Genomic DNA, 22370 nt, shown 5'->3' with positions numbered 1-22370 from the left:
AGTTGCCGCTGTCTGGCAATCAAAAAGGGCTACCCATCGGGTAGCCCTTTTGCATTCTGGCCATCGAAACTGACTCAGTCCTGGCAAACCTTGAGCACGACCTTGCCCACATGACCTTTCTGCTGGAAGATGGCCTGGGCAGTGGCGATGTCGGCCAGTGCGAAGGTCTCGGCGACCAGTGGCTTGATGTTGCCTTGCTCGATATGGCGCACGAGATTGGGGAAGACTTCCGGTTCCAGCACGGTGCAGCCGAAGAAGCTCAAGTCCTTGAGATAGAGCGTGCGCAGGTCGAGCTCCACGATCTCGCCACCGATGGCACCTGCCACGGCGTAACGGCCCTTGTGCTTCAGGACATCCAGCAGCTGCGGCCATTGCGGGCCGCCTACCAGATCCACCACCACGTCGACCCCATGACCGTCGAGCACGTCCGCCACGACCTGATCACGCAATACGATGTCATCGGCCCCCAGCTTGCGCAGCGACTCTGCCTTGGCAGCGCTGGTGATGGCGATCACATGAGCACCACGTGCCTTGGCGAGCTGAACGGCTGCAGAGCCGACGCCCCCTGAGGCGCCGGTGATCAACACGCGTTCCCCCTTGGCAAGCTGCGTGCGTGTCAGCAGGTTCTCGGCGGTGGAGTAGGAACATGGGAATGAGGCCAGTTCCACATCGCTCAGTGCGCTCTTGATGGGGTGTGCATGGCGTGCTGCCACCTTGGTGTATTCGGCGAAGCCGCCATCGCACTCAGCACCGATATACCAGGCCGAAGCCAATGGCTTGCCATCGTGCTCCTGCAGACAGGGCTCTATCAGCACACGCTCACCGATACGCGCTGGACTGACGTCTGACCCGACCGCGACGATCTCGCCGCAGATATCGGCGCCCTGGATGCGCGGGAAATGGATCGGTTGACCGGACCAGCTGGCATCCTCGGCCTCGCCATCGCCCTTGGAGTACCACGCCAGGCGTGTGTTGATGTCGGTGTTGTTGACGCCAGCAGCCCCGACGCGCACCAGTGCGTCGCGGGGGCCGGGAACCGGACGGGGGATATCGTCGCGCACTTCCAGCACCTCCGGGCCGCCGTGGCCGGTCAGATAGATACCGTGCATGGTGTCATGGCGTGTGGATACAGCGCTCATTTGCGAGGTTCTCCCAGGAGGGTGAGGGTGGTGGATAGTGCCGCTTCGATCGCTGTGTCGCCCAGTACCAGCCAGGCCGAGGATGCCCCTTCATGAATCAGGAACAATTCGTTGGCGAGATCTTCGCGGCGACTGCGCGTGCCAAGCCAATGGAGGGTTTCCCGCTTGTGACGGGTGACGGCATCACTGACGTCACGATTGTCAGGAAAGGCCGCCAACGCATTGATCGACATGCAGCCATTGGGGGCTTCGTGCTTCATCCAGTGGCCCAGTCGTCGGTAAAGATGGCTGAGCGCAGCGGCGCCATCGCTGGGCACCTCGTCCTCAAGAAAGGCGTGGTAGCGCTCATGGCGATGCTGCAATGCCCCGATCACCATGCTTTCCTTGGAGGGAAAATGGCGGTAGAGGGTGCGTAGGCTCACGCCAGAGGCAGCCTTGAGCTCTGACACACTGGGTTCTGCGAAGCCACGCTGGCTGAAGAGGGCTTCCAGGCGAGCGGCGATGTCGTGCTGAATCATGGAAGGACCATCGTCGAAGATTTCAGGGAGAGCGTTTGTTCTACCTCTACAGGGTAGAGCACTCATTCTCCCTGTGTCAATGTCCTGCAGCATTGTCCCGCTCGTCACCCCCTTTGATGGCTCGGCGACCCACGAGTGCTCCTCAATGAGGAGCGTCATCTTACCCTTGAGCGCAAGAGACTGCTTTCATCACGACCAATGGCGATGATTTCGGCCACCTGCTGGCTGGATTCTCGAGATAACGTTGCGACACTTTATGGTAAAGATTATCATTCGCGCTCAATTTGCTGGCGCAGGGGGCGTCAGTCATGGCCATGCTCTGTCGAATACAGGGCGAGATGTTGATTCAGCAGGACGCTGGCACATCACATAGAAGGGTTCTAGGTGCCAAGTCATTCTCGCAACCACGTCGTCAACAAGAATACCGTCAGCAAGAGCACCGTCAGCAAGAGCAAGGGGCCATTTTCCTGTCTGGTCTTCAGCCTCATGGCATTGCCGAGTACCACACTGGCGGCAGGTGAGTCGGCACAGGACGCCTCGGCAGTCGCAAGCTCGGTGATGGTGGTCACCGGCCAGCGGGAATCGGAAGTGGCGCCGGGCAGTTACCGTGCAGAGGCCTCAAGCCTTGCCAACAAGCAGTCGGTGGAGTTTCTCGAGCAGGCCCGCACCATCAATGTGGTGACCCGGCAGGTCATGCACGACTTCAATCTCGATGACCTGGAAGAGTCGCTGCAGCCGGTGGCTGGCATTCAGCTGGGCAATACGCTGGGGGGCACCGAGGATGGCTTCGTCAAGCGAGGCTTCGGCAGCAACAGCGATGGCTCGATGCTGATCGATGGCATCCGTCAGCCGCGCCGTACCTACAGCACGGCGACGGTGGACCGCGTCGAGGTTCTCAAGGGGCCGTCATCGCTTTTCCAGGGGCAACAGAACCCCGGCGGCGTGATCAACATGGTCACCAAGCGTCCGCACTACGAGACGCACACCGAGATCAGTGGCGAAGTCAGCTCCTTCGGCGGTGGCAATACCACCCTGGACACCACCGGTCCCATCGAGGATACCGGCCTGGCCTATCGCTTCATCCTCTCGCATGAGGATGAAGACTCCTGGCGCGAGTACGGCAATGACCGCCGCACCACCATCGCCCCGTCCTTACGTTGGGAGGGCGAGCACAGCAGCGCCCAGATCAGCTACGAGTATCAGGACTACGAGCTGGATATCGATCGTGGCACCGTCTTCTACAACGGCAGCGCCGCCAACGTCACGCGTGGCACGCGTTTCGATGAATCCTGGAACCGCGTCTATGGCCATGACGAGTCCGTCAATGCCTGGTGGAAGCAGGAAGTCACCGACAACTGGGACATGAAGCTGACCTATGGCTGGACGCGTCGTCAGTACAGCGATGCGCGCGCCAACGTCACGAATGTCAGCGATAGCGGTGATGTGACCGTGCGCGCCGAAGAGAACCAGGGCTATGAACGCAGCGAGCACTACACGGCGCTGGACGCCATGGGTGATGTCGAGATTGCCGGGCAGCGTCACCAGCTGGTCATCGGTGCCGATTACGAGACCACTCGCGACTATCTGGATGAGCGCTATTTCGGCGACTCCGTCACGGTCTCCACCGTCACCGACGTGAACCACGGCCAGCTGGCCCAGGTGACCTCCGACGACATCAATACCTCGCGCAGCAATCGTCTCGACGAGAGCCAGGCCATCGGGGTCTATGTCAGCGACCGCTGGTATCTGAGTGACAAGTGGATTCTGGGCCTTGGCGGGCGCTACACCTGGTTTGATCAGCAGAGCGGGCAGGGCGAGGATTTCGTATCTGACCCCGATTACAGCGATGACCTGTTCCTGCCCTCCGCGAACCTGCTGTATCGCATCGACGATGCCAGCTCCGCGTACCTCAGCTACAGCGAATCCTTTGTGCCCAACGGCAGCGACAGCGCCAGTGGCGAGAGCCTCGACCCTGAGCTCGGCAAGGGCTATGAGATCGGTTACAAGCGTCAGTGGAATCCGCGTCTGGCGACGTCCGTGGCGCTCTACCAGATCCGCAAGGAGAACGTCGCAGTCACTGACAATGGGGTGACTCGCACCATCGGTGAAGCCGGCTCGCAAGGCCTGGAATTCAGCCTCGAAGGCGCCCTGACGGATCGTACTTCCTTGCTGTTCAGCTATGCCTACACCGATACCGAAGTACTCGAGGATACCGAAGGCACCGAGGGCAATCGTCTGTCGAACGCGGCGCTCAACGCGGCTAGCCTCTATCTGGCACATGATCTGGCGATTGATCCATCCTACGGAGAGTGGCGTGTCGGCGGTGGCGTGCGCTACGTCGGTGAGCGTGAAGGTGACGACGACAACAGCTTCTCGATGGATGCCTACACCGTGGCGGATGCCTTCGTCGGCTGGCGTCATGACTTCTTCGGCCCGGACACCGAATTCAAGCTGAATGCGAAAAACCTGTTCGATACCGGCTACTACTACGGTAGCGGCGGCGATACCCGCGTGCTGGTGGGTGACCCGATGGAAATCACCCTGTCAGCCAGCGTGGGCTGGTAACACCGCTGATTGCTCTTTATGAGCTGATTGCTCTTTATGAGCTGATTGCTCTTTATGAAGAGGGGACTACAGGCAACTGTCGTGGACCAGGGGCGCTCCAATGCGCCCCTGATGCGTTGCGACGACTCGACATCGGGGCCTGACGTATCGGGTCCTGCCGCTGATTCAATCGGATTGGCTGATAGACTGACGTCTCGAGGATCTCTTCCTTCATTCGATGTCACTACTGTCCGGAGAGCTTCACATGCTCGACTCGCTTCCCCTTGCCGATATCCGTGCCTTTGTCATGACAGCGGATCACGGCAGTTTCACCCGGGCCGCCGAGACGTTGGGCGTATCGCGTTCACAGGTGTCCAAGCAGGTCACCGCGCTGGAGAAGCTGCTGGGCGTTACCCTGATGCAGCGTTCCACTCGCTCGTTGCGGCTCACCGAGAGTGGCCATCTTCTCCACGCGCAATGTCGTAGTGCGCTGGGCGACATGGCGCAGATCGTGACGCTGGTGCGTGAAGAGCGTAACGCCATGCGCGGTCGGATTCGGCTCAACAGTGTCGGGGGCCCCATCGGCGAGCGTCTGCTGGGGCCAGCCGTTCACGCCTTCATGCAGGCCTGGCCGGAGGTCGAGATCGAACTGGATTTCAGCAGTCATCGCGTGAATCTGATTCGCGATGACTTCGATATCGCCCTGCGCATGGGTGCACTCGAGGATGCCGATTTCATTGCCCGTCCGCTGGCGACTCTGTCCTATGTGGTCGTGGCGAGTCCTGACTATCTTTCGCGACATGGCTCACCGAAAACTCCCGGTGGCCTGCAGGCTCACCGCTGCCTGGTGGGCTCGGTCGCGCGCTGGAGATTTCGCGCCCGACATGACCCGAAAAGCGAGATACAGGTGGATATCAGTGCCCAGTTGCAGTGTCGCAACGGGCATGTGCTGGTCAGTGGTGCCCTGGCCGGCAACGGCATCATTCGCGTGCCCAGACTCTACTGTGATGACGCCATCGCAAGCGGAGAGCTCAAGGAAATCCTGCAGGATTGGCAGCCGGCGGATGTGCCGTTGTCATTGATCTACCATCGTGAGCGCCATCGTCCGCTGCGTACCATGCGTCTGATCGAACATCTGGTCACCTGGTTTGATGAGCGCAATGCCTGATTGTGTGCTTCATTACCAAGTGAGTCATGCTGAGTTAATTAGGAGCACGATGCTCCTGTGAATGTCGGCCTTCAGTGGGAAACCGCTGGGGATTCACGCATTGCGTGCGCGATGTGCTGGCGGCAAGTCACGGAGTTTTCAGGTGGGATCAATCTGACAGGGAGTCGCTCATGAACTTGATCGCTGCATTGGCCAGTGCGTTGTCAGTCTGAATGTGTCACTTGCCGAATTACCTTTATCAACCGCCCTACGGTGTAGCGACGCTCGCGCCGGAGGCGCTTGACCTGTTGGAACGGCTGTACCGACATGACGCTGACACCCTGGCGCATTCCTGGCGGGTGGCAGGGCTTTCGGTCTCGCTCTATGCCAGGCTGCTCGACCCGCAGGCGCGCAGTCTTTCCTTGCAGGCACTGCACCATGCGGCGCTGCTGCATGATATCGGCAAGCTCTCCATCCCTCGCGAGTTACTGCAGGCGCCACGAGCGCTGATACCAGAGGAGCGCTGCCTGATGCAGCGCCATGCGAGTGAAGGTGGCCTGCTGCTCGACACGCTAGGGGAGCCGCTGCGTACGCTGAGTATCGAGATTGCGGTAGGGCATCACGAATGCTGGGATGGCTCTGGCTACCCTGGCCAGATCATGACGCAGGCACTGCCCTTGCATTGCCGAGTGGTCGGGCTCATGGATGTCTTTGATGCATTGGCGTCTCCTCGGGCCTACAAGGCGGGATGGCCGCTGGACAGATTGATCGCCTTGTTCGTTGCCCAGGCCGGGCGTCAGTTCGACCCACAGTTGATCGGTCGCCTCTCACCCCTCTGGAAGGAACTACTCGCGGTGCATCATCAGTTGCTTGATCAGACACGAAGTGATTGAGCGTGGTGATGTCTCTCCGGGACATTCAAAGGCCCCTGTCATGAACATCGACAGGGGCCTTTGAAGTTAAGTGCCATGCGAGCAATGCGTCATCAACTGCAGCGCTCACGCTTGATGGCGGCCCAGTCAGTAGTTGGATTGCGGCGGCCATGATTGCCGGCATAGGCCGCGATCTTGGGCGACTCCCAGTCTGCGAGAACATCACCTTCCAGACGGTAGATCTCCACACCGAGCGGGTTGCAGGTCTCCAGCGGGTCACGCGCATCAGGGCCCCACAGATCCACAGACAGATCGCCACCCGGGCAGCAGGACATCGCGCACAGCAGGTCCGTCTCGGCAAAGAACTCCAGGTAATCGCCCTTGCGAGCCGGGCAGGCCTTCATGAAGTACTTGTCTTCGTTGTTGAGGCCGGTGCACTGGAAGATGTTGAGCACATCGTGGATATCGAATTCGGTCAGGCCCCAGGGCGCCACCGCGCGGACCAGATTGGAATGGCAGTGGTGATCGAAGTCCTCGCCGGTCAGCAGGCGATTGACGTAGGGGTCGCAGCGCGTGCCCAGCAGGTCATGCACGCGGCCGCCTTCTGCATCGACACCATAGTCGGCGAGGGTGTCATCGATGATGGTCGCCATCGGGCGCAGGTAGGGCAGTGTGGACCACAGGCGATCATAGGTGCTGACATGCGCACGCTGCAGCTGGCGGGTGCGAGACGCCCACATGCGTTCACGCGGATTGTGCAGATTCCACATGTTGAAATCACCGACCTGTGAGCCTTCGGTGATCTTGATGCGCAGCACGTGGCCCGCCGGCACTTCCCATGCCAGTCCATCGCGCAGCGGCACGGTATGCGTCGCGACCAGCGTGCGCTCGGCCTTGCCTTCGGTGAGGCTGTCGTAGAAGTCGCGATCGATGTCCAGAATCGACCCCTTGCTGGCTTGATAGGCGGCAGGTACATCACTCATGACAGGACTCCCGGGGTTGTCAGGTCTGGTCTCTCATTGAGGATCGATGGCGGCATTGTCGGATAATGAAATCGAGCAAGGACGACGTCCACTGTCAGATTGCCACGTCAGGCGCTTCAGTACATTTTTCGGCGACAATGAAATCCTCGGGAGGATGAAACAGAACTGGCGCAGGGATTGCTCCCTGCGCCAGTTCTGTTTCATTCCTGAGTCCAATGTTGCCCTCAGGCCAAGGGTGTCTCTTGGCCGACAGCAGATCTGATCAGCCATTGAGCACGCCCAGCCAGGCCCACAGGCCGAGCAGGGTGGCGATCAGCACCGGCGGCGTCAGGATCAGGCCGACCTTCATGTATTGCCCCCAGCTGATGTGATGGCCTTTCTGATCGAGCACATGCAGCCACAGCAGTGTGGCGAGACTGCCGATCGGGGTGAACTTGGGGCCCAGATCATTGCCGATCACGTTGGCATAGATCATCAGCTCGCGTGTCGCGTCACTGACCTGCTGCGCAGTGAGGTGGTCGATGGCCAGCGCGCCGATCAGCGTGGCCGGCATGTTGTTCATCACCGAGGCGGTGACGGCAGCCAGCACACCGGTGCCGAGGGTCGCGACCAGACTGCCTTGGCTGGCAAGCCAGGCGAGAATGTCACTGGCGTGGTCGGTCAGGCCGGCATTGCCCAGCCCGTAGACCACCAGGTACATGCCGACCGAGAACAGCACGATCTGCCACGGCGCACCGCGCAGCACCGGGCCGAGTTCGATCACGGCATCACCGCTGCCCAGCCAACGCCCGGCGATGGCCAGCAGCATCAGCGCGGCGCTGCCGGTGACGACGGCGAGCGGAATGCCCAAGGGCGCGGTCACGAAGTAGGACACCAGCAGTACCCCCAGCAGCGGAAAGGCCGCGCGGAAGACCTGGGGGTCCTTGATGGCGCTCGACGGTGCCTCGAGTTTCTCCAGCGCATAGTGTGACGGTAGTTCCTTGCGGAACATCAGCCACAGCACGATCAGCGTGGCGGCCAGTGCGATCAGATCCACCGGTACCATCACCGCGGCGTAATGCGTGAAGGAGATGTCGAAGTAGTTGGCACTGACGATGTTGACCAGATTCGAGATCACCAGCGGCAGGCTGGTGGAATCCGCCACGAACCCGGTGGCGATGATGAAGGCCAGCGAGGCCGCCGCCGAGAATTCCAGGCGTACCAGAATCGCGATCACGATCGGTGTCAGCAAAAGGGCCGCGCCATCATTGGCGAAGAAGGCCGCGATCACCGCACCCAGCAGCACGATGAGTGGGAACAGCCTACGCCCATTGCCGCCGCCCCAGCGTGCGACATGCAGTGCCGCCCAGCTGAAGAAGCCCGCTTCATCGAGAATCAGCGAGATGATGATCAGTGCCACGAAGGTGAAGGTGGCGTCCCAGACGATGTCCCACACCACCAGTACGTCCGGCAGCGTGACCACGCCGCAGACCAGTGCGATCACGGCGCCGCCCAGTGCACTGGTGCCGATGCCCAGACCGCGTGGTTGCCAGATCACCAGTGCCAGCGTGATGACGAAGATTGCCAAGGCAAGCATGACGTCTCCTTGTCGAGGGGGAAGAGCAAGAGAAGCACGACGTGTGCGAACACGGACAGCGTCAGATCGTGCTCTGATTGACGCGTTTCGAGACCTCTTCGGCACTCTCGACACGCTCGGAATAGCGCTCGGTCAGATAGTCACTGCGCTCGCGGTTCATCCAGGTGAACTTCATCAGCTCTTCACAGACATCGACGATGCGCAGATACAGCGGTGACATGCGCATGCGGCCGTTTTCATCGAATTCATTGAAGGCCTTGGGCACGGATGACTGGTTGGGGATGGTCAGCATGCGCATCCAGCGGCCCAGAATGCGCATCTGGTTGACGCTGTTGAAGCTCTGGCTGCCGCCGCTGACCTGAAGGATGGCCAGCGTCTTGCCCTGGGTAGGACGTACGCCGCCCAGTGACAGCGGAATCCAGTCGATCTGCGCCTTCATGATCGAGGTCATCGCGCCATGACGTTCAGGGCTGGCCCAGAGCATGCCCTCGGACCACTGGGCCAGCTCGCGCAGCTCCTGCACCTTGGGGTGATCGGCCTCGCAGTCATCCGGCAATGGCAGGCCGGCCGGCGAGTAAAGGCGCACCTCGGCACCGAAGGCACGCAGTAGGCGCGCCGCTTCCTCGGCGGCGAAGCGCGAGAAGGAACGCTCACGCAGGGAGCCGTACAGCACCAGAATGCGCGGCGCATGACGTGGTGCATCCGGGCCGACCAGGCGGTCGATCTCCAGCGGTCGCCAGTGTTCGGCGTCGATATTGGGCAGGTCGGCCAATGCCGCTTTCATCGCGTCTGTCATGGTGTCGCCTGTCGGCAGGTGAGAGTGGGTGGAAGTGTGTGCGTTCATGGGTCAAGTCCTTGGGGCGTGGACGACGTCGCCGTCCTCCTTGGTGTAGTGTGCGACCGGGTTGTCCAGAAGCTCCAGTACCGTCTCCGACGGGCGGCACAGGCGCTTGGCTGCGGGCGTCACCACAATGGGGCGATTGATCAGGATCGGGTGGGCCATCATGGCGTCGATCAGCTCGGCATCGCTCATGGACGGGTCATCCAGATTGAGCTGTTCATACGGCGTACCCTTGCGGCGCAGCAGCGGGCGCGGTCCACCGCCCATGGCGTCGATCAATGCTTCCAGCGTCTCACGTGTCGGGGGTGTGACCAGATACTCGATGACCTCCGGTGTCTCACCGGAAGCCTTGAGCATGGCCAGCACATTGCGTGACGTGCCGCAGGCCGGGTTGTGGTAGATCGTGATCGTGTGGGAAGAGCGAGTGGATTCAGTCATCGTTTCCGGGCTCCTGCGACGTACCGGGAGTGTGGGCGTCACCGCAGCTGGGCAGGGTGAGCGAGGCCAGCAACGGATCGCAGACCACCGAGGAGCCAGCGCAGCAGTCGCGTACCAGAAACTGCACGGTGGCGAGCATGTGCTCGAGGTTGGCGCGGTAGATCAGCGAACGGCCCTCGCGCTGGGAGTGGATCAGCCCCGCGCGACTCAACACGCCAAGATGGGTCGAGAGCGTGTTGTGCGGCACCTCGAGACGACGGGCGATCTCGCCGGCCGGTAGTCCCTCTGGTTCATGGCGTACCAGAAGGCGAAACGTGTCCAGACGCGTGGCCTGGGATAGCGCCGCGAAGGTGTCCAGCGTGGCCTGCGGGTCGGGCAGGCTGTCAGTATCATCCATATCATCTTGTCCATATGTCGAGACTTGTCGAAATGACGATGGTGCGATGATAGATCAGCGTGCCGCATATGGGAAGTCTGCTCTCTGCTCTCGGTCATCAGCGCTCGATCTTCAGCCCTCCGTCTTGGACTGACAGCCATCAGTGTTCGTGCTGGCCCTCTAAGACCTGCTCATGCAGCCAGCTGGCCAATGCTACCTGACGAGGGTTCTGGCTCTCGAGACGCGCTGCGAGCCAGTAATCACAGCCGGAGGAATACTCCAGCGTCCCCAGCCGCACCAGCTGTCCCCGTGCCACCAATGCACTGACTTGCTGATGACTGCCCAGCGCGACGCCTTGTCCGGCCAATGCGGCATCCAGCACCAGGTGGTAGCTGGTGAATTGACGTTGCACATTGAGCGCCAGCCCCGGCTTGCCCATGCCGCTGAACCAGCGTGGCCAGTTGATCCAGTTGGGTTCGAGGCGCTCGTAGTCGAGCAGTGGCAGAGCCGCCAGCAGAGGTAGCTCCCGGCAGTCGCGGGCACCTTGTGGCAGCTCGGCGATGAAGTCGGGTGACGCCACAGGGTAGAGCGTTTCGGTGAACAGAGGGGTCAATTGCCAGTCCGGATGCGGCGCCATGTCATAGCAGATGGCGAGATCCACATCCTCGGTGAGGATGTCGCGATGATGATCTGCGGTGATCAGGCGCAGGCCACTGGCAAGCGTCGGCTGGGTGGCGCGAAGTCGATTCAACATCGGCCCCAGCCATAGGTGTGAGATGGCGCTGTTGGCGGCCAGTGTCAGGCGGGCATTGGGAGAAGGGCGGCTGACGCTCTCCAGTGCATCGATCATGAAGTCGAAACTGGTCGCCAGGCGCAGGCTCAACTGCTGTCCTGCTGCAGTCAGAGAGACGCGTCTACCCTGGCGATGAAACAGCTTGGTATCGATGTGATGCTCAAGGATGGCGATCTGACGGCTGACGGCAGCCTGGGTGATATGCAATTCGCTGGCGGCGCGCGTGAAGTTGGCGTGACGCGCGGCTGCCTCGAAGGTCAGCAGGCTGTTGAGAGGCGGGAGGCGATGACGAAAGCTCTTCATGCAGGGCTCCGAGACGAGGAGGGTAACGTTGGCTCATAGGTCAATGCTTGATGACTTCAGGTTATCAAGGTTGATCAGGATTGAGGCTATACACAGCCAGAATTATCAGGTCCACACTGATGTCATCGTGATGCATAGGGTATTCCGTAGATGACCACGGGCTATCAGCATGACACTCCGTGACCTGACTGGGTAGCAAACATGAATGAACTTGATTGGCATGCCGACCGTAGTGACCTTCACCCGCTGGAGCTTCAGGACAATGCCCTTGAAAGTGAAGGCATCGACCTGGTGGCCGTGCGTCGTTATCGACAGAATCGCCTGCGCGAAGAGATGAGCACCCAGGGCGTTGATGCCTTGATCATTTCGGACCCGGTCAACATCCGCTACGCCAGCGGCGCACGCAACATGCAGGTCTTCAGCGCTCGCAATACTCCGGCGCGTTACCTGCTGCTGACCCAGCATCGCAGTGTGCTGTTCGAATTCACGGGCTGTGAGCATCTCGCCGATGGCCTGGAAACCATCGACGAAGTGCGCCCGGCCATGACTGCCAGTTTCGTTGCGGCAGGTCACGATATCGCTGAGCGTGAACAGCAATGGGCGCGCAAGATGCTGGCGACCATTACCGAGCTGTGCGGTCTGAAAGCGGTGATCGGCATGGAGCGCATGAATGCCGGGACCGCCATCGCCTTTGATCGTCTGGGCGCGCGCGTCGTCGATGCCCAGGCACCGCTTGAGCGTGCACGTGCCATCAAGTCTGACGAAGAACTCAAGTGTGTCGTGGCCTCGCTGCGTGCTACCGAGCGCGGCGTAGGACGTCTGCGTGAAGCGATTCGTCCCGGCATCACCGAGAACGAGCTTTGGTCGGTGCTGCATCAGTTCATCATCGCTGACAATGGCGACTACTGTGAGACTCGCCTGCTCAACTCAGGCCCGCGCACCTATCCCTGGTTCCAGGAAACCGCATCCAAGCGACTGGCCGCCAACGAGCTGGTGGCACTGGATACTGACGTCGTCGGATGCCACGGCTATTACTCCGACTTCTCGCGCACCTTCCACGTCGGCCCTGACAAGCCGACCGAGACCCAGAAGCTGCTGTATCGCACCGCCCATGAGCAGGTACAGCACAATCTCGACATCCTGCGTCCCGGCATGAGCTTCCGTGAATATTCCGAGAAGGCCTGGAACATCCCCGAGCGTTTCCATGCCAACCGCTATTACCTCTCTGCCCATGGCTGTGGCATGACCGGCGAATATCCCTACCTGTATCACCATGCCGACTTTGCCGTCTCAGGCTACGACGGCGTAATCGAGCCGGGCATGGTGCTCTGCGTCGAGAGCTATATCGGCGACCCCGAAGCCGGGGAGGGCGTCAAGCTTGAGGAGCAGTGCGTGATGCGTGAAGACGGTCTCGAGATCCTGAGCAAGTTCCCGTTCGAGGAAGCCTTGTTGAACTGATGATTTCAGGATGGGGCTGCTGATCAAGCAGCGCCATGGCTCCCCCTTGGCCCGCAGTCTGCAGTCTGCAATGACGTTGTTGTTGTACCCCGGGATATTTCGGTCGGGCAGTTGTCTGGTCGCAATCTCCTGACGCGTTTCGTAGTGACACAGATGTAGAGACACAGATCACCATAATTCCAATAAATGATCGTGCCGCCATTGTCTGCTTCCTTCATGTACCAGTGCCTATGGCGCGTGAGGGACGGCTGGCTGCGCGCCTACTGACGTGAGGTAAAGACATGTCGTCCGATTTGCATGAAAGCAGCATCAATATCACCTGCCAGAAAACGGGGTTATATCGAGGACTCAACATTCCGGTGACGCTGATCAGCAAACTGATCATCACTCTTCTCGTGGTATTTGCCGTGGCCCTCCCTGATCGGGCTGTGGCGCTGTTGACCACGATCAATCAGACCATGCTTGAGCACTTCAATCTCTATTACGTCTATGCCGTCGCCTTCTATCTGGTGTTCTGCACGGTGCTATGTGTGTCGCCGTTGGGACGCAAGCGACTTGGGCGTGATGATGAAGTGCCTGAGTTTTCGCGTTTTGCCTGGTTTTCGATGATGTTCGGCGCCGGGATGGGCATCGGGTTGCTGTTCTACTCCATCGGGGAACCTGTCTCGCACTTCAATTTCAATCCGGATATCGCGGCAGGCAAGGTGCAGGCGGGGTCCGAGCAGGCCATTGAAAGTGCCGTCAGCTATACCTTCCTGCACTGGGGGCTGCATGCCTGGGCAATCTATGCCTCGGTGGCACTGGCACTGGGGTATTTCGCCTATCGTCGTGGCTTGCCATTGACCATCCGCAGTACCTTGATGCCCATCTTCGGCAAGCGGCTGCTGGATGGCCCCCTGGGTCACGCCGTGGATATCATTGCCGTGGTCGCGACCACTCTGGGTGTGGCCACCACCATGGGCGCCGGTGTCAGTCAGCTGGTGGCAGGACTGGATTTCGTGATGCCGGGCACTGAGCTGCTGGACTCCGCCGGCATTCCACGCCCCTGGCCGTTGATCCTGACACTCGTCGTGATAATGGGGCTATCGACACTGTCCGCCCTGACCGGAGTGAAGCGCGGCGTCAACTGGCTCAGCCAGTTCAACATGCTGATGTCCTTTGCCCTGCTGGCCGTCTTCATCTGGTTCGGCAGTCGTCTGTTTGCCAGTGAACTGCTGGTTTCCGCGACCTGGGATTATCTGAGAACCCTGCCGGAACGCAGCTTCCAGACCTGGCCGGTGACGAGTGCGTTAGGCCAGTGGCAGGTCGACTGGACCATTCTGCAGCGTGCCTGGTTCATTGCCTTCGCGCCATTCGTTGGGCTCTTCCTTGCGCGTATTTCACGTGGCCGCACGATTCGTGAATTCGTGTTGGGGGCGGTCGTGGCTCCCAGTCTCATGTGCTTCGTGTGGATCTGCTACATGGGTGGCAGCAGTCTGCACATAGAAACCAGCGGATTGGCGCAAGGCACGATTCTGGCAACCGTGCGCGACCATATCGCCACAGTGTTGTTCGTGACGCTGGATTACCTGGATACCGGTGCCTTGATCCATGTCATCGTCGGCGGCACCTTGATCCTAATCATCACGTATCTGGTGACCAGTGCGGACTCGGGCGTGCTGGTGCTCAACGCCATCATGGCCGGGGGAGAGGAAACCAACGAGCGCCGTCACCGCATCATCTGGGGCGCTCTGTTGACACTGGTGGTGGGCTCATTGCTTCTGGCGGGTGGCCTGGCGGCGATTCAGAAGGCAATGCTCATCGCTTCTCTGCCGTTTTCGCTGCTGATGATTCTGATGTGCATTGCCACATTCATGTCGTTATGGCGTGAGCCGAGCGACCTGCCAGCCGTGAACGAGGCTGCGCCAAACTGATGCCGGCGGCGTAAATCAGGCATTTGGCCGACAGTATTGGTAGTATGAGCGCCATTGGATACACGATAAGGGAAGATGGCGCGATGATGATGGTATTGCAGATTCTGGGGGGCTTCGTGCTGGCGGCGGGTGTGCTGCTTGCGGCAGTGCCGGAGCTAGTCAATCGCTTCAAGGGCCCGGATGACACGCCGTTGACCGTGCCCAGACAAACGGGTGCGGCGATCTCTCGCCGGATCCGCTGGGGCTGGGTCATCGCGGTAGGGTACCTGCTGATGTATCCGCCGATCGGTCTGGGAGTGTTGCCGGTGCTGGTGACACTCGCCGTGGCGGGTATCGCCGGCATCATGACGGCACGCCTGATGGGGTTGATGCTGGATGGCATCGACATGCGTCATCTGTTCCGCTTTGCTGCCGAGTCGCTGATTCTCGGCGGCCTGTGGACCTGGTTCGTCAAGCTGTCCGCTTGAGAGGGGGCTCCCAGGCAGAGAGCGATTCCCGCTGTTTTTCCCTTCCCTGAGGCCTCTCATGCCGCTCAATGACAATACGCTAGCCGCATTGGCTCATCTGGACAGGTCGCACCCCGTTCTGGTGACAGGAGCGACGGGGTATGTGGCGGGACAGCTGATCCGTCGCTTGCTGCAGGAGGATCTGACAGTGCATGCCGCCGTGCGGGATCCAGGTAACACCGAACGTCCTGGCGGCACTGAAGGCACTGGAAGACAGCATATCGGGCAAGCTGCGCGTCTTCGCCAGTGATCTGCTCGAGCAGGGCTCTTACGCCGAAGCGATGGCGGGATGTCGCGTGGTCTTTCATACCGCCTCGCCTTTTGTCGTCAGTGTCGAGGATCCCGAGCGCGATCTGGTGCGGCCAGCAGTGGAGGGCACGCGTAACGTGCTCCAGGAAGCCAATCGTCAGAGCAGTGTCGAACGCGTGGTGCTGACCAGCAGTTGTGCTGCCATCTACAGTGACAATGCCGATGCGTTGGACACCCCGCGTGGCTGTTTCGACGAGAGTGTCTGGAACACCACGGCCTCGCTGACACACCAGGCCTACTCCCACTCCAAGACGCTGGCGGAACAGGCCGCCTGGCAGATTGCCGAGCAGCAGTCGCGCTGGCGGCTGGTAGTGATCAATCCCTCGCTGGTGCTTGGCCCCGCGATCAGCGATGACACGCACGGCGAATCCTTCAGCCTGATGACGCAGCTCTGTGACGGCACGCTCAGGATAGGCGCGCCGGATTACGGCATGGGCGTGGTGGATGTGCGTGATGTCGCCGAGGCGCATCTGGCGGCGGGATTTCTGCCCACGGCCACCGGGCGTCATCTGGTCGCCGGGCACTCCTCAAGCTTCATTGCGCTGGGGCGACTGTTGAGTCATCACGCCGGCCCGCAATATGCGATTCCCTCTCGCCAGCTGCCCAGATGGCTGGTGTGGCTGGCGGGTCCGCTGGCCAACAGGGCGGTGACCCGCAAGATCGTCTCACGCAACGTGGGGCATGCCTTCGTGTTCGACAATACCCGCAGCCGTGAGCAGCTGGGGCTGATCTACCGGCCCCTCGAGACGACGCTGCACGATATGTTCGATCAACTGGAGGCCAGCGGCCGCCTGTCGTGAACCTCATCTTCTGCATGTCAGCGACGTCGGAGCGGCTCCAGCAGGGCATTCAACCCGTTGTGATCTATCTCGTGCATCAGCGCCAGCAAGCGACCTATCTCGCCTTGGGGGAATCCCTTGCGCGCAAACCAGCCCAGGTAATCGCCGGGCAGGTCGGCAATCAATCGTCCGGCGTACTTGCCATAGGGCATCTGGCGGGTCGTCAGTTTCTGCAGATCTTCGGGGCTCATCCAGTGACTCTCATTCCACTCGGTTAAGGACGGTCTGGTCAGTTGCAGGTGCCATTCTGGCACAGCTGTGATGCAACGGTTGGGTTTTGCTCCGGCACCGCCATGTCCTGATCATACTCATGATACGGAGTGACTCATGTCCCGCGACTATCAGAACCTCGAGCAGCTACCCCTCGCCGGAGAATGGCGTAACGGCCGAGCCGGCAGGACGCTTGAGGTGGTGGACCCCTTCGATCAGAGCTCGCTGCTCTCGATTCCCATGGCCAATGCCGAGGATCTCGATGCCAGCTATCGCAGGGCGCGTGATGTCCAGCCTGACTGGGCTCTGACACCGGCGAGCGAGCGCGCTGGCGTGATGCACAAGGTGGTGGAGCTGATGGACGAGCGACGCGAGGAGTTGCTCGGCTGGTTGATTCGTGAGTCGGGCAGTACCCGCCTCAAGGCTCAGGCGGAGCTGGCCGCGGCCCGTGCGATCACGCTGGAGTCCGCCGCGATGGCCAATCGCGTGGCCGGGATGGTGATGGAGGCTCAGGTACCGGGCAAGGAGAACCGTGTCTTCCGCAAGCCGCTGGGTGTCATCGGCATCATCAGCCCGTGGAATTTCCCGCTGCATCTGACCCAGCGTTCCCTGGCGCCGGCACTGGCACTTGGCAACAGCGTCGTCATCAAGCCGGCCAGTGATACTCCGCTGACCGGCGGCCTGCTGCTGGCCAGGCTCTTCGAGGAGGCGGGGCTGCCTGCCGGTGTCCTGAGCGTGGTGGTCGGTGCCGGCAGCGAGATCGGCGATGCCTTCGTGGATCACGAGGTACCGCGGCTGATCTCCTTCACCGGCTCCACCCAGGTGGGCAAAGCCATCGGCAGGCGCGCCGTCGGTGGCGATCACCTCAAGCAGGTCGCCCTGGAGCTGGGCGGCAACAGCCCCTTCGTGGTGCTTGACGATGCGAACATCGAGCAGGCGGTGGACGCCGCGCTGGTCGGCAAGTTCCTGCATCAAGGGCAGATCTGCATGGCCATCAACCGCATCATCGTCGATGCGTCGGTCCATGATGCCTTCGTCGATCGCTTCGTGGCGCGTGCCCGTGAGCTGAAGGTCGGCAACCCCGCACAGGACGATACCGTCATCGGGCCGATCATCAATGCCAAGCAGCGTGATGGTCTGCTCGAGATGATCGAGACGGCCAAGGGTGAGGGTGCCCAAGTGATGCTTGAGGGCGAGGCGCAGGGTCAGCTGGTGCCGCCGCATGTGTTCACCGATGTTACCAATGACATGAGCCTGGCGCAGAACGAGATCTTCGGCCCGGTGGTCGGCATCCAGAAAGCCCGTGATGAAGCGCATGCGCTGGAACTTGCCAATGGCACCGAATATGGTCTCTCAGCCTCCGTCTTCACCGCGGATATCGCACGCGGCGAGCGCTTCGCGCGTCAGGTCGAGGCGGGCATGGTGCACGTCAATGACATGCCGGTGAATGATGATCCACGCGCGCCCTTCGGCGGCGAGAAGAATTCAGGCCTTGGGCGCTTCAATGGCGACTGGGTGCTGGAGGAATTCACCACCGATCAATGGGTCAGTCTGCAGGTCGAGCCACGTCAGTATCCGTTCTGATCCCTCTTATCTGTAGTTGCGCATGACAAACAACGCCCCGCTCAGCCTGCTGGCTGAGCGGGGCGTTTTTGATGGTGAGTAATGCAGACACGTCATGGTGATGATGCAGGCAAGAAGGCCTAGGGATCTTGACAGCAAGGGCGGCGCTGTAGAGAGGACAGAGACGCAAGCTGCGATCATCAGTAGGGATCGAGGGCGGAAAGCGTCACGACCAGCCCCAGTACCAGCGCCGCCAACATCACTTCCAGTCGCGTCATCCACTCAAGGGCTCGTGTGGTGCCGCCCTGGCCGGAAAGCTTCGGCACAAGCCAATAGCGATTGAAGAGGGCGATACTGACCATGCTGAGCACCAGCCCGATCTTGATGGCCAGCAGTCCTTGATAAGGGTGTGACCAGTCCAGCGGGGGTGTCCCGAGAATCAGCCCGGTATTGAGGGCCCCCGTCACGACCACCAGAGCGACCGCGAGGTGGCCCATGCGGGAGAAGCGTATCAAGGCAGCTCTGGCGGCTTGGCACAAAGTTTCGGCATGCAATGCACGCAGGGTGGACACCACCGGGAACAACGCCCCGATCCAGAAGCCACCACTGAGTAGGTGCAGCCATTGATTGGCGCGGTGAATACCTCCCAGCCAGCCACCGTGCATGGCGGCGTGACCGGAGAACGCAAGGCTTGCCAACATTGCCATGCTCGCAAGCGCCAGGACCACCAGGCGATGTGCGGGAATCACCATCAGCGCCAGCAGTGCCATCGACAGGATGCCTGCCTTGCCTGCCCAGGCAAGTCCCGAGGTCGTCTGGGTCATGACGCTCCATGCCAGGGAGACATTGGAGAGATCTCCCCAGCCAGCCCCGATGATGGCAGTCTGGAGTGGCAGTTGGCAGGCAGTGGCGATCACGGCCAATGCCAGTGCCAGGCGCAAGGCCCCCGACCAGCGCTCCTCAAGCCAGAGGCGCAGCTCGCGCGATGACGATGTCAGCAGGAATCCGCTGACGCCCCAAAGGAACACGACCGCTCCGTCAAGGACGAAGCGGCTCGCGGCAAGGGCGTTATCGGGGCCGATCACGGCGTGACGGTGAACTGATACTGGCCTTCGGTCTTGTGACCATCGGTGGAAAGCACATGCCATTTGACGGCATATTTTCCTGCCTCGAGCGTCTTGCTGACCGGAGCGTTCAACGTCTTGCCGCCATTGTCGAGAGTGGCATCCCCCAGGGAGACGGGGTTGCCATCGACTCTGCTGAGACCCAGGCCACTGAAAGGCAACTCCAGCCCTTCGCTGAAGGTGAGGCTGATGCTAGTCGGCGAGGCGATTCTGGCGCCGTCCGCGGGATTGGCACTGCTGACATGGGCGTGAGCGAATGCCTGGCCACTGAACAGCAGGCTGCCAGCGACGAGTGTGGTGAGCCAATGTCTTGCATGCGTCATCTTGATGTCCTCTGGACTTCGGTCGCGTTGACTTGTGCATGGTCCAGCCATGGGGATTCACACCCTCTGGCCAGAGGTATGCACTTGCAGAAGGGGCACGTTACCTCAGCCAGCACTGTGGTGTCCCCCGCAATAATGTCGCACCCCGAGTTCCGCCTGGTGGCGGATCAATGACTGATCAGAGAGACGCTACCCAGCCAGGCAAGCCTGAGTGCCAGCAATGACAGCGCCCATTTGAACAGGCCATCGAAGTGCCGGTTGGAGACACGATCCAGAAAACGCAGTCCGAGGCGGGTACCGATCAGGCCCGCACCGATCATCAGCACGATCAGGGGCAACCACTCATGGAAGAGAAACCCTGCCATGCCGAAGATGAACGCCTTGGTCAGATGCTGCGCGACCATGCAGGCCGCGAAGGTCGCCACCTTGGTGTGACGCTCGCCGCCGCCTTGCTTGATGAAGCTCGCGACCAGTGGGCCGCTGGCCCCGATCAGACTCGAAAGGAACGTTGTGATGGCACCGGCGATCAAGGTGCCCGTGCGGCTCAATGCCCGCTTGGGCAGCGCCGGCCCCCAGCAGGTGAACAGCACGAACAGCGCGATGGTGAGTTCCAGTACCCCTTCAGGCAAGCGGATCAACACCCAGGCCGCGATCAGCGCACCCAGCGCTACACCAGGCAGAAAGGCCAGCAGACGGCGCATGTCGATATGGCGCCATGTCATCGCCATACGCCCACCGTTGGAGCCCAGCTGCACCATGCCATGCACCGGAATCAGGGCAGTGGCAGGCATCAACTGCGCCATGAACATGATCAGCAACGTTCCACCGCCGACCCCGACAGCCGCAGACAGCGCGGAGGTGGCAGCAGCCAGCAGGATCAACGCGATGACGATGGGCAGCGAGAGCGGGAAATACTGCGCGAGGCCGTCAACCAGGCTTGCGAGGTAGGGAATATCGGCGGAATTGGCGGGCATTGCGGGCATCCTGTGCAGAAAGCCAATGATGAAGTGACATTCGGCTGGCGGCTGGCGGCTGGCGGCTGGCGGCTGGCGGCTGGCGGCTGGTGGGGGGAGCATGGCTGGCCGGCACGCAAGGCTACCTTGAGCAGGCGGCGCTGCCCAGTATTGCCTTTATGACATGTGTGGGCCCGTCCAAGGTGCCATTTTCTGCAAAGTATCCGCTTATGAATGAACTGGCGATACAACCAAAGGAAAGAAGTGCCAGCAATGAAAAGCCCCTCTGGCCGTCATGGGCCAGAGAGGCTTCAGTCTTCTGCGTCGTGCCAGAAAGGATGAATCAGGCCGGTGAAGAGGCCTCGACCCGCTCCGCGCGTTCGGCACGCTTTAACATGCGATAGCGCGAGCGTACCTCGTCACGCTCAAGGTAGCAGCCCTGCAACCAACGGCTGCCGCTGTCGCCTTCGAAGGCATCGCGAGCGTGCAGCAGGCGGCGATTGTCGAAAATGACCATGTCGCCGGGGGCATAGGTGAAGCGCATGGCGAAGCGCGGCTCACGCAACATGCGCTGCAGCGTCATCAGTGCTTCATAGGCGGTCTCGGTCTGCTCGAACGGTGCCATCATCGGCCCGCGCAGGAAGTCGGCGATCCGCACCTCCAGCAGCTCTCCTGCCTGACCCAGCACGATCATCGGCGAATACCAGACATGATCGGTATTGCGCGAGGTATTGGCGTAGCGCCACTGTACCGTGGTGAGTGTCTCGTAGGCCTTGGGGTGTTCTTCCTTCAGCGCCGCCGCGATAGCGAAGCCGTCCATCATCACCGCCATGCCGCCTTCCACGGTGTTCTCGAGACAGTAGAGGCATTGCAGGCCCGGCTGATATTCACGGGTTGGCAGGTCCACGTGCGGTGGCAAGGCGATCGAGGTATAGGCATTGGAATCCGGGTTATGGATCGCACGGACATTGAAGAGGTGGCCGAAGTTGGTGGTGCGGATCGAGCCGATGCGTTCGGCGACCTTTTCGATGGCGCCTTCTTCTATCGGCAGGTTGCGCAGACGCACCAGTCCCTTGCCGAGCAGTTCATGCAGGGTCGGATACAGAATCTCCGCCTCATGCGCGCTGCCATGGTCGGCCTCGGCCAGGCGAGCGGCATCGATGGTCGGCGGCTGATCCAACTGCTCGCCGTGCCAGAGCGTCATCGGCGGCAGTTCCGGTGGCAGCGCGTCTTGGTTGTCATAGTCATTGGCACGCAGGAAGCCCGGGTGGAAGCGCAGACGGCGGTCTTCGGGCGTGAACAGCACGCTGAGTGCGCCGTCCTCATCGATGCAGGCCACGGCGATTTCCGGCCAGGCAGGAATCTGGGAGAGGTCCAGAATGCGTTCGCGCGTCGCCGGATTGACGGTGGTATCGTCCGCGGCGTTCTCGCGCAACCAGACACTATGAAAACGGCTGACGCGGCCATCGCTCCAGGTCACGCTCAGAAAGCGTGCTTCGTGAACGACCTTCACGAGAGTCTCGTCAATTGGCCAGCTGTCGTAATCGGGTGTGATCGGGAGCGCCATGGAGAGTCCTTCCTTCTATCAGGTGAGCGATTCCCCGACAGAATGGCAGCCCACGGCGTTCGCTACTGTGCCCAA

22 protein-coding genes are annotated in these 22370 nt (G+C 61.0%); 9 read left to right on the top strand and 13 right to left on the bottom strand.

What is annotated here, in order from left to right; genetic code table 11:
- Positions 1 to 74: 74 nt before the first annotated feature.
- Positions 75 to 1139, bottom strand: a complete 1065-nt coding sequence (locus PJK54_RS12580; RefSeq protein WP_271303044.1) for an alcohol dehydrogenase family protein — start codon at positions 1137 to 1139, stop codon at positions 75 to 77.
- Positions 1136 to 1657: a TetR/AcrR family transcriptional regulator gene (locus tag PJK54_RS12575; protein ID WP_271303043.1), complete on the bottom strand. Its 522-nt coding sequence runs from the start codon at positions 1655 to 1657 to the stop codon at positions 1136 to 1138. The genes PJK54_RS12580 and PJK54_RS12575 overlap by 4 nt, the downstream gene beginning before the upstream one ends.
- A 384-nt stretch (positions 1658 to 2041) precedes the next feature.
- Between PJK54_RS12575 and PJK54_RS12570 the strand changes: the two genes are divergently transcribed.
- The 3 genes from PJK54_RS12570 (at position 2042) to PJK54_RS12560 (ending at position 6241) form a co-directional block, all read left to right on the top strand.
- On the top strand, positions 2042 to 4222 hold the full coding sequence (locus PJK54_RS12570; RefSeq protein WP_271303042.1) for a TonB-dependent siderophore receptor: 2181 nt from the start codon (positions 2042 to 2044) through the stop codon (positions 4220 to 4222).
- Between the two features lie 244 nt (positions 4223 to 4466).
- Positions 4467 to 5369 carry a LysR family transcriptional regulator gene (locus PJK54_RS12565; RefSeq protein WP_271303041.1) on the top strand — a complete coding sequence of 301 codons (903 nt, stop codon included), beginning with the start codon at positions 4467 to 4469 and terminating at the stop codon, positions 5367 to 5369.
- Between the two features lie 221 nt (positions 5370 to 5590).
- Positions 5591 to 6241, top strand: a complete 651-nt coding sequence (locus PJK54_RS12560; RefSeq protein ID WP_271303040.1) for an HD-GYP domain-containing protein — start codon at positions 5591 to 5593, stop codon at positions 6239 to 6241.
- Positions 6242 to 6333: 92 nt separating this feature from the next.
- On the opposite strand, the gene PJK54_RS12555 is transcribed toward PJK54_RS12560, so the two are convergent.
- The 6 genes from PJK54_RS12555 to PJK54_RS12530 form a co-directional block, all read right to left on the bottom strand.
- Complete coding sequence (locus tag PJK54_RS12555; protein ID WP_271303039.1) at positions 6334 to 7203, bottom strand: urea carboxylase-associated family protein; 870 nt, start codon at positions 7201 to 7203, stop codon at positions 6334 to 6336.
- 262 nt (positions 7204 to 7465) lie between these two features.
- A complete protein-coding gene (locus PJK54_RS12550; protein WP_271303038.1) occupies positions 7466 to 8779 on the bottom strand; it encodes an arsenic transporter in 1314 nt (437 codons plus the stop codon).
- A gap of 61 nt (positions 8780 to 8840) precedes the next feature.
- Positions 8841 to 9563 carry an arsenical resistance protein ArsH gene (arsH, locus tag PJK54_RS12545; protein WP_442870683.1) on the bottom strand — a complete coding sequence of 241 codons (723 nt, stop codon included), beginning with the start codon at positions 9561 to 9563 and terminating at the stop codon, positions 8841 to 8843.
- Positions 9564 to 9626: 63 nt separating this feature from the next.
- A complete protein-coding gene (gene arsC, locus PJK54_RS12540; protein ID WP_077376862.1) occupies positions 9627 to 10058 on the bottom strand; it encodes an arsenate reductase (glutaredoxin) in 432 nt (143 codons plus the stop codon).
- Positions 10051 to 10455, bottom strand: coding sequence for an ArsR/SmtB family transcription factor (locus PJK54_RS12535; protein ID WP_271303037.1), 405 nt, complete (start codon positions 10453 to 10455; stop codon positions 10051 to 10053). The genes arsC and PJK54_RS12535 overlap by 8 nt, the downstream gene beginning before the upstream one ends.
- 139 nt (positions 10456 to 10594) lie before the next feature.
- Positions 10595 to 11530, bottom strand: coding sequence for a LysR substrate-binding domain-containing protein (locus tag PJK54_RS12530; protein ID WP_271303036.1), 936 nt, complete (start codon positions 11528 to 11530; stop codon positions 10595 to 10597).
- 201 nt (positions 11531 to 11731) lie between these two features.
- On the opposite strand from PJK54_RS12530, the gene PJK54_RS12525 reads away from it, so the two are divergent.
- From PJK54_RS12525 to PJK54_RS12510, 5 genes are all read left to right on the top strand, one after another.
- A complete protein-coding gene (locus tag PJK54_RS12525; protein WP_271303035.1) occupies positions 11732 to 12988 on the top strand; it encodes a M24 family metallopeptidase in 1257 nt (418 codons plus the stop codon).
- 281 nt (positions 12989 to 13269) lie between these two features.
- The gene (locus tag PJK54_RS12520; RefSeq protein WP_271303034.1) at positions 13270 to 14901 is read left to right on the top strand and encodes a BCCT family transporter; all 1632 of its coding nucleotides are present in this window, start codon (positions 13270 to 13272) and stop codon (positions 14899 to 14901) included.
- Between the two features lie 83 nt (positions 14902 to 14984).
- Positions 14985 to 15368: a hypothetical protein gene (locus PJK54_RS12515; protein WP_077376856.1), complete on the top strand. Its 384-nt coding sequence runs from the start codon at positions 14985 to 14987 to the stop codon at positions 15366 to 15368.
- 58 nt (positions 15369 to 15426) lie between these two features.
- Positions 15427 to 15657, top strand: coding sequence for an NAD-dependent epimerase/dehydratase family protein (locus PJK54_RS17890; protein ID WP_442870681.1), 231 nt, complete (start codon positions 15427 to 15429; stop codon positions 15655 to 15657).
- Positions 15560 to 16516 (top strand): NAD-dependent epimerase/dehydratase family protein, encoded by a 957-nt coding sequence (locus tag PJK54_RS12510; protein WP_271303033.1) that lies wholly within the window; start codon positions 15560 to 15562, stop codon positions 16514 to 16516. The genes PJK54_RS17890 and PJK54_RS12510 overlap by 98 nt, the downstream gene beginning before the upstream one ends.
- Positions 16517 to 16533: 17 nt before the next feature.
- Here PJK54_RS12510 and PJK54_RS12505 read toward each other — a convergent pair whose 3' ends face one another.
- Complete coding sequence (locus tag PJK54_RS12505; RefSeq protein ID WP_052384432.1) at positions 16534 to 16746, bottom strand: DUF3820 family protein; 213 nt, start codon at positions 16744 to 16746, stop codon at positions 16534 to 16536.
- Positions 16747 to 16882: 136 nt separating this feature from the next.
- Between PJK54_RS12505 and PJK54_RS12500 the strand changes: the two genes are divergently transcribed.
- Entirely contained in the window at positions 16883 to 18349 is a 1467-nt protein-coding gene (locus tag PJK54_RS12500; RefSeq protein ID WP_271303032.1) for an aldehyde dehydrogenase family protein, read from the top strand.
- 179 nt (positions 18350 to 18528) lie between these two features.
- Here the strand turns inward: PJK54_RS12500 and copD are convergent, their stop codons facing one another.
- The 4 genes from copD to PJK54_RS12480 all read right to left on the bottom strand — a co-directional run bounded on the left by copD (position 18529) and on the right by PJK54_RS12480 (position 22295).
- Entirely contained in the window at positions 18529 to 19476 is a 948-nt protein-coding gene (copD, locus tag PJK54_RS12495; RefSeq protein ID WP_141392086.1) for a copper homeostasis membrane protein CopD, read from the bottom strand.
- A complete protein-coding gene (gene copC, locus PJK54_RS12490; protein ID WP_136937901.1) occupies positions 19410 to 19775 on the bottom strand; it encodes a copper homeostasis periplasmic binding protein CopC in 366 nt (121 codons plus the stop codon). Before copC ends, copD begins: the two co-directional genes overlap by 67 nt.
- Positions 19776 to 19942: 167 nt before the next feature.
- On the bottom strand, positions 19943 to 20749 hold the full coding sequence (locus PJK54_RS12485) for a sulfite exporter TauE/SafE family protein (protein WP_271303031.1): 807 nt from the start codon (positions 20747 to 20749) through the stop codon (positions 19943 to 19945).
- A gap of 322 nt (positions 20750 to 21071) precedes the next feature.
- Positions 21072 to 22295 (bottom strand): TauD/TfdA family dioxygenase, encoded by a 1224-nt coding sequence (locus PJK54_RS12480; protein WP_271303030.1) that lies wholly within the window; start codon positions 22293 to 22295, stop codon positions 21072 to 21074.
- Positions 22296 to 22370 lie beyond the last annotated feature (75 nt).

Source organism: Cobetia sp. MMG027 (assembly GCF_027947415.1).
Classification (GTDB): domain Bacteria; phylum Pseudomonadota; class Gammaproteobacteria; order Pseudomonadales; family Halomonadaceae; genus Cobetia; species Cobetia marina.
Note: the sequence above shows the minus strand (reverse complement) of the source record. Positions and strands in the feature narration are given on the sequence as shown.

What these genes read in the sequence shown, in the direction of transcription:
- PJK54_RS12550 (WP_271303038.1), bottom strand. Translation starts at nt 8,779, where the DNA reads ATGCTTGCCTTGGCAATCTTCGTCATCACGCTGGCACTGGTGATCTGG.
- PJK54_RS12510 (WP_271303033.1), top strand. Translation starts at nt 15,560, where the DNA reads ATGCCGCCGTGCGGGATCCAGGTAACACCGAACGTCCTGGCGGCACTG.
- copC (WP_136937901.1), bottom strand. Translation starts at nt 19,775, where the DNA reads ATGACGCATGCAAGACATTGGCTCACCACACTCGTCGCTGGCAGCCTG.
- PJK54_RS12520 (WP_271303034.1), top strand. Translation starts at nt 13,270, where the DNA reads ATGTCGTCCGATTTGCATGAAAGCAGCATCAATATCACCTGCCAGAAA.
- PJK54_RS12515 (WP_077376856.1), top strand. Translation starts at nt 14,985, where the DNA reads ATGATGATGGTATTGCAGATTCTGGGGGGCTTCGTGCTGGCGGCGGGT.
- PJK54_RS12535 (WP_271303037.1), bottom strand. Translation starts at nt 10,455, where the DNA reads ATGGATGATACTGACAGCCTGCCCGACCCGCAGGCCACGCTGGACACC.
- PJK54_RS12580 (WP_271303044.1), bottom strand. Translation starts at nt 1,139, where the DNA reads ATGAGCGCTGTATCCACACGCCATGACACCATGCACGGTATCTATCTG.
- PJK54_RS12485 (WP_271303031.1), bottom strand. Translation starts at nt 20,749, where the DNA reads ATGCCCGCCAATTCCGCCGATATTCCCTACCTCGCAAGCCTGGTTGAC.
- PJK54_RS12530 (WP_271303036.1), bottom strand. Translation starts at nt 11,530, where the DNA reads ATGAAGAGCTTTCGTCATCGCCTCCCGCCTCTCAACAGCCTGCTGACC.
- PJK54_RS12565 (WP_271303041.1), top strand. Translation starts at nt 4,467, where the DNA reads ATGCTCGACTCGCTTCCCCTTGCCGATATCCGTGCCTTTGTCATGACA.
- arsC (WP_077376862.1), bottom strand. Translation starts at nt 10,058, where the DNA reads ATGACTGAATCCACTCGCTCTTCCCACACGATCACGATCTACCACAAC.
- arsH (WP_442870683.1), bottom strand. Translation starts at nt 9,563, where the DNA reads ATGAAAGCGGCATTGGCCGACCTGCCCAATATCGACGCCGAACACTGG.
- PJK54_RS12555 (WP_271303039.1), bottom strand. Translation starts at nt 7,203, where the DNA reads ATGAGTGATGTACCTGCCGCCTATCAAGCCAGCAAGGGGTCGATTCTG.
- PJK54_RS12500 (WP_271303032.1), top strand. Translation starts at nt 16,883, where the DNA reads ATGTCCCGCGACTATCAGAACCTCGAGCAGCTACCCCTCGCCGGAGAA.
- PJK54_RS12575 (WP_271303043.1), bottom strand. Translation starts at nt 1,657, where the DNA reads ATGATTCAGCACGACATCGCCGCTCGCCTGGAAGCCCTCTTCAGCCAG.
- PJK54_RS12480 (WP_271303030.1), bottom strand. Translation starts at nt 22,295, where the DNA reads ATGGCGCTCCCGATCACACCCGATTACGACAGCTGGCCAATTGACGAG.
- PJK54_RS12525 (WP_271303035.1), top strand. Translation starts at nt 11,732, where the DNA reads ATGAATGAACTTGATTGGCATGCCGACCGTAGTGACCTTCACCCGCTG.
- copD (WP_141392086.1), bottom strand. Translation starts at nt 19,476, where the DNA reads ATGGCATGTGCTTTCCACCGATGGTCACAAGACCGAAGGCCAGTATCA.
- PJK54_RS12505 (WP_052384432.1), bottom strand. Translation starts at nt 16,746, where the DNA reads ATGAGCCCCGAAGATCTGCAGAAACTGACGACCCGCCAGATGCCCTAT.
- PJK54_RS17890 (WP_442870681.1), top strand. Translation starts at nt 15,427, where the DNA reads ATGCCGCTCAATGACAATACGCTAGCCGCATTGGCTCATCTGGACAGG.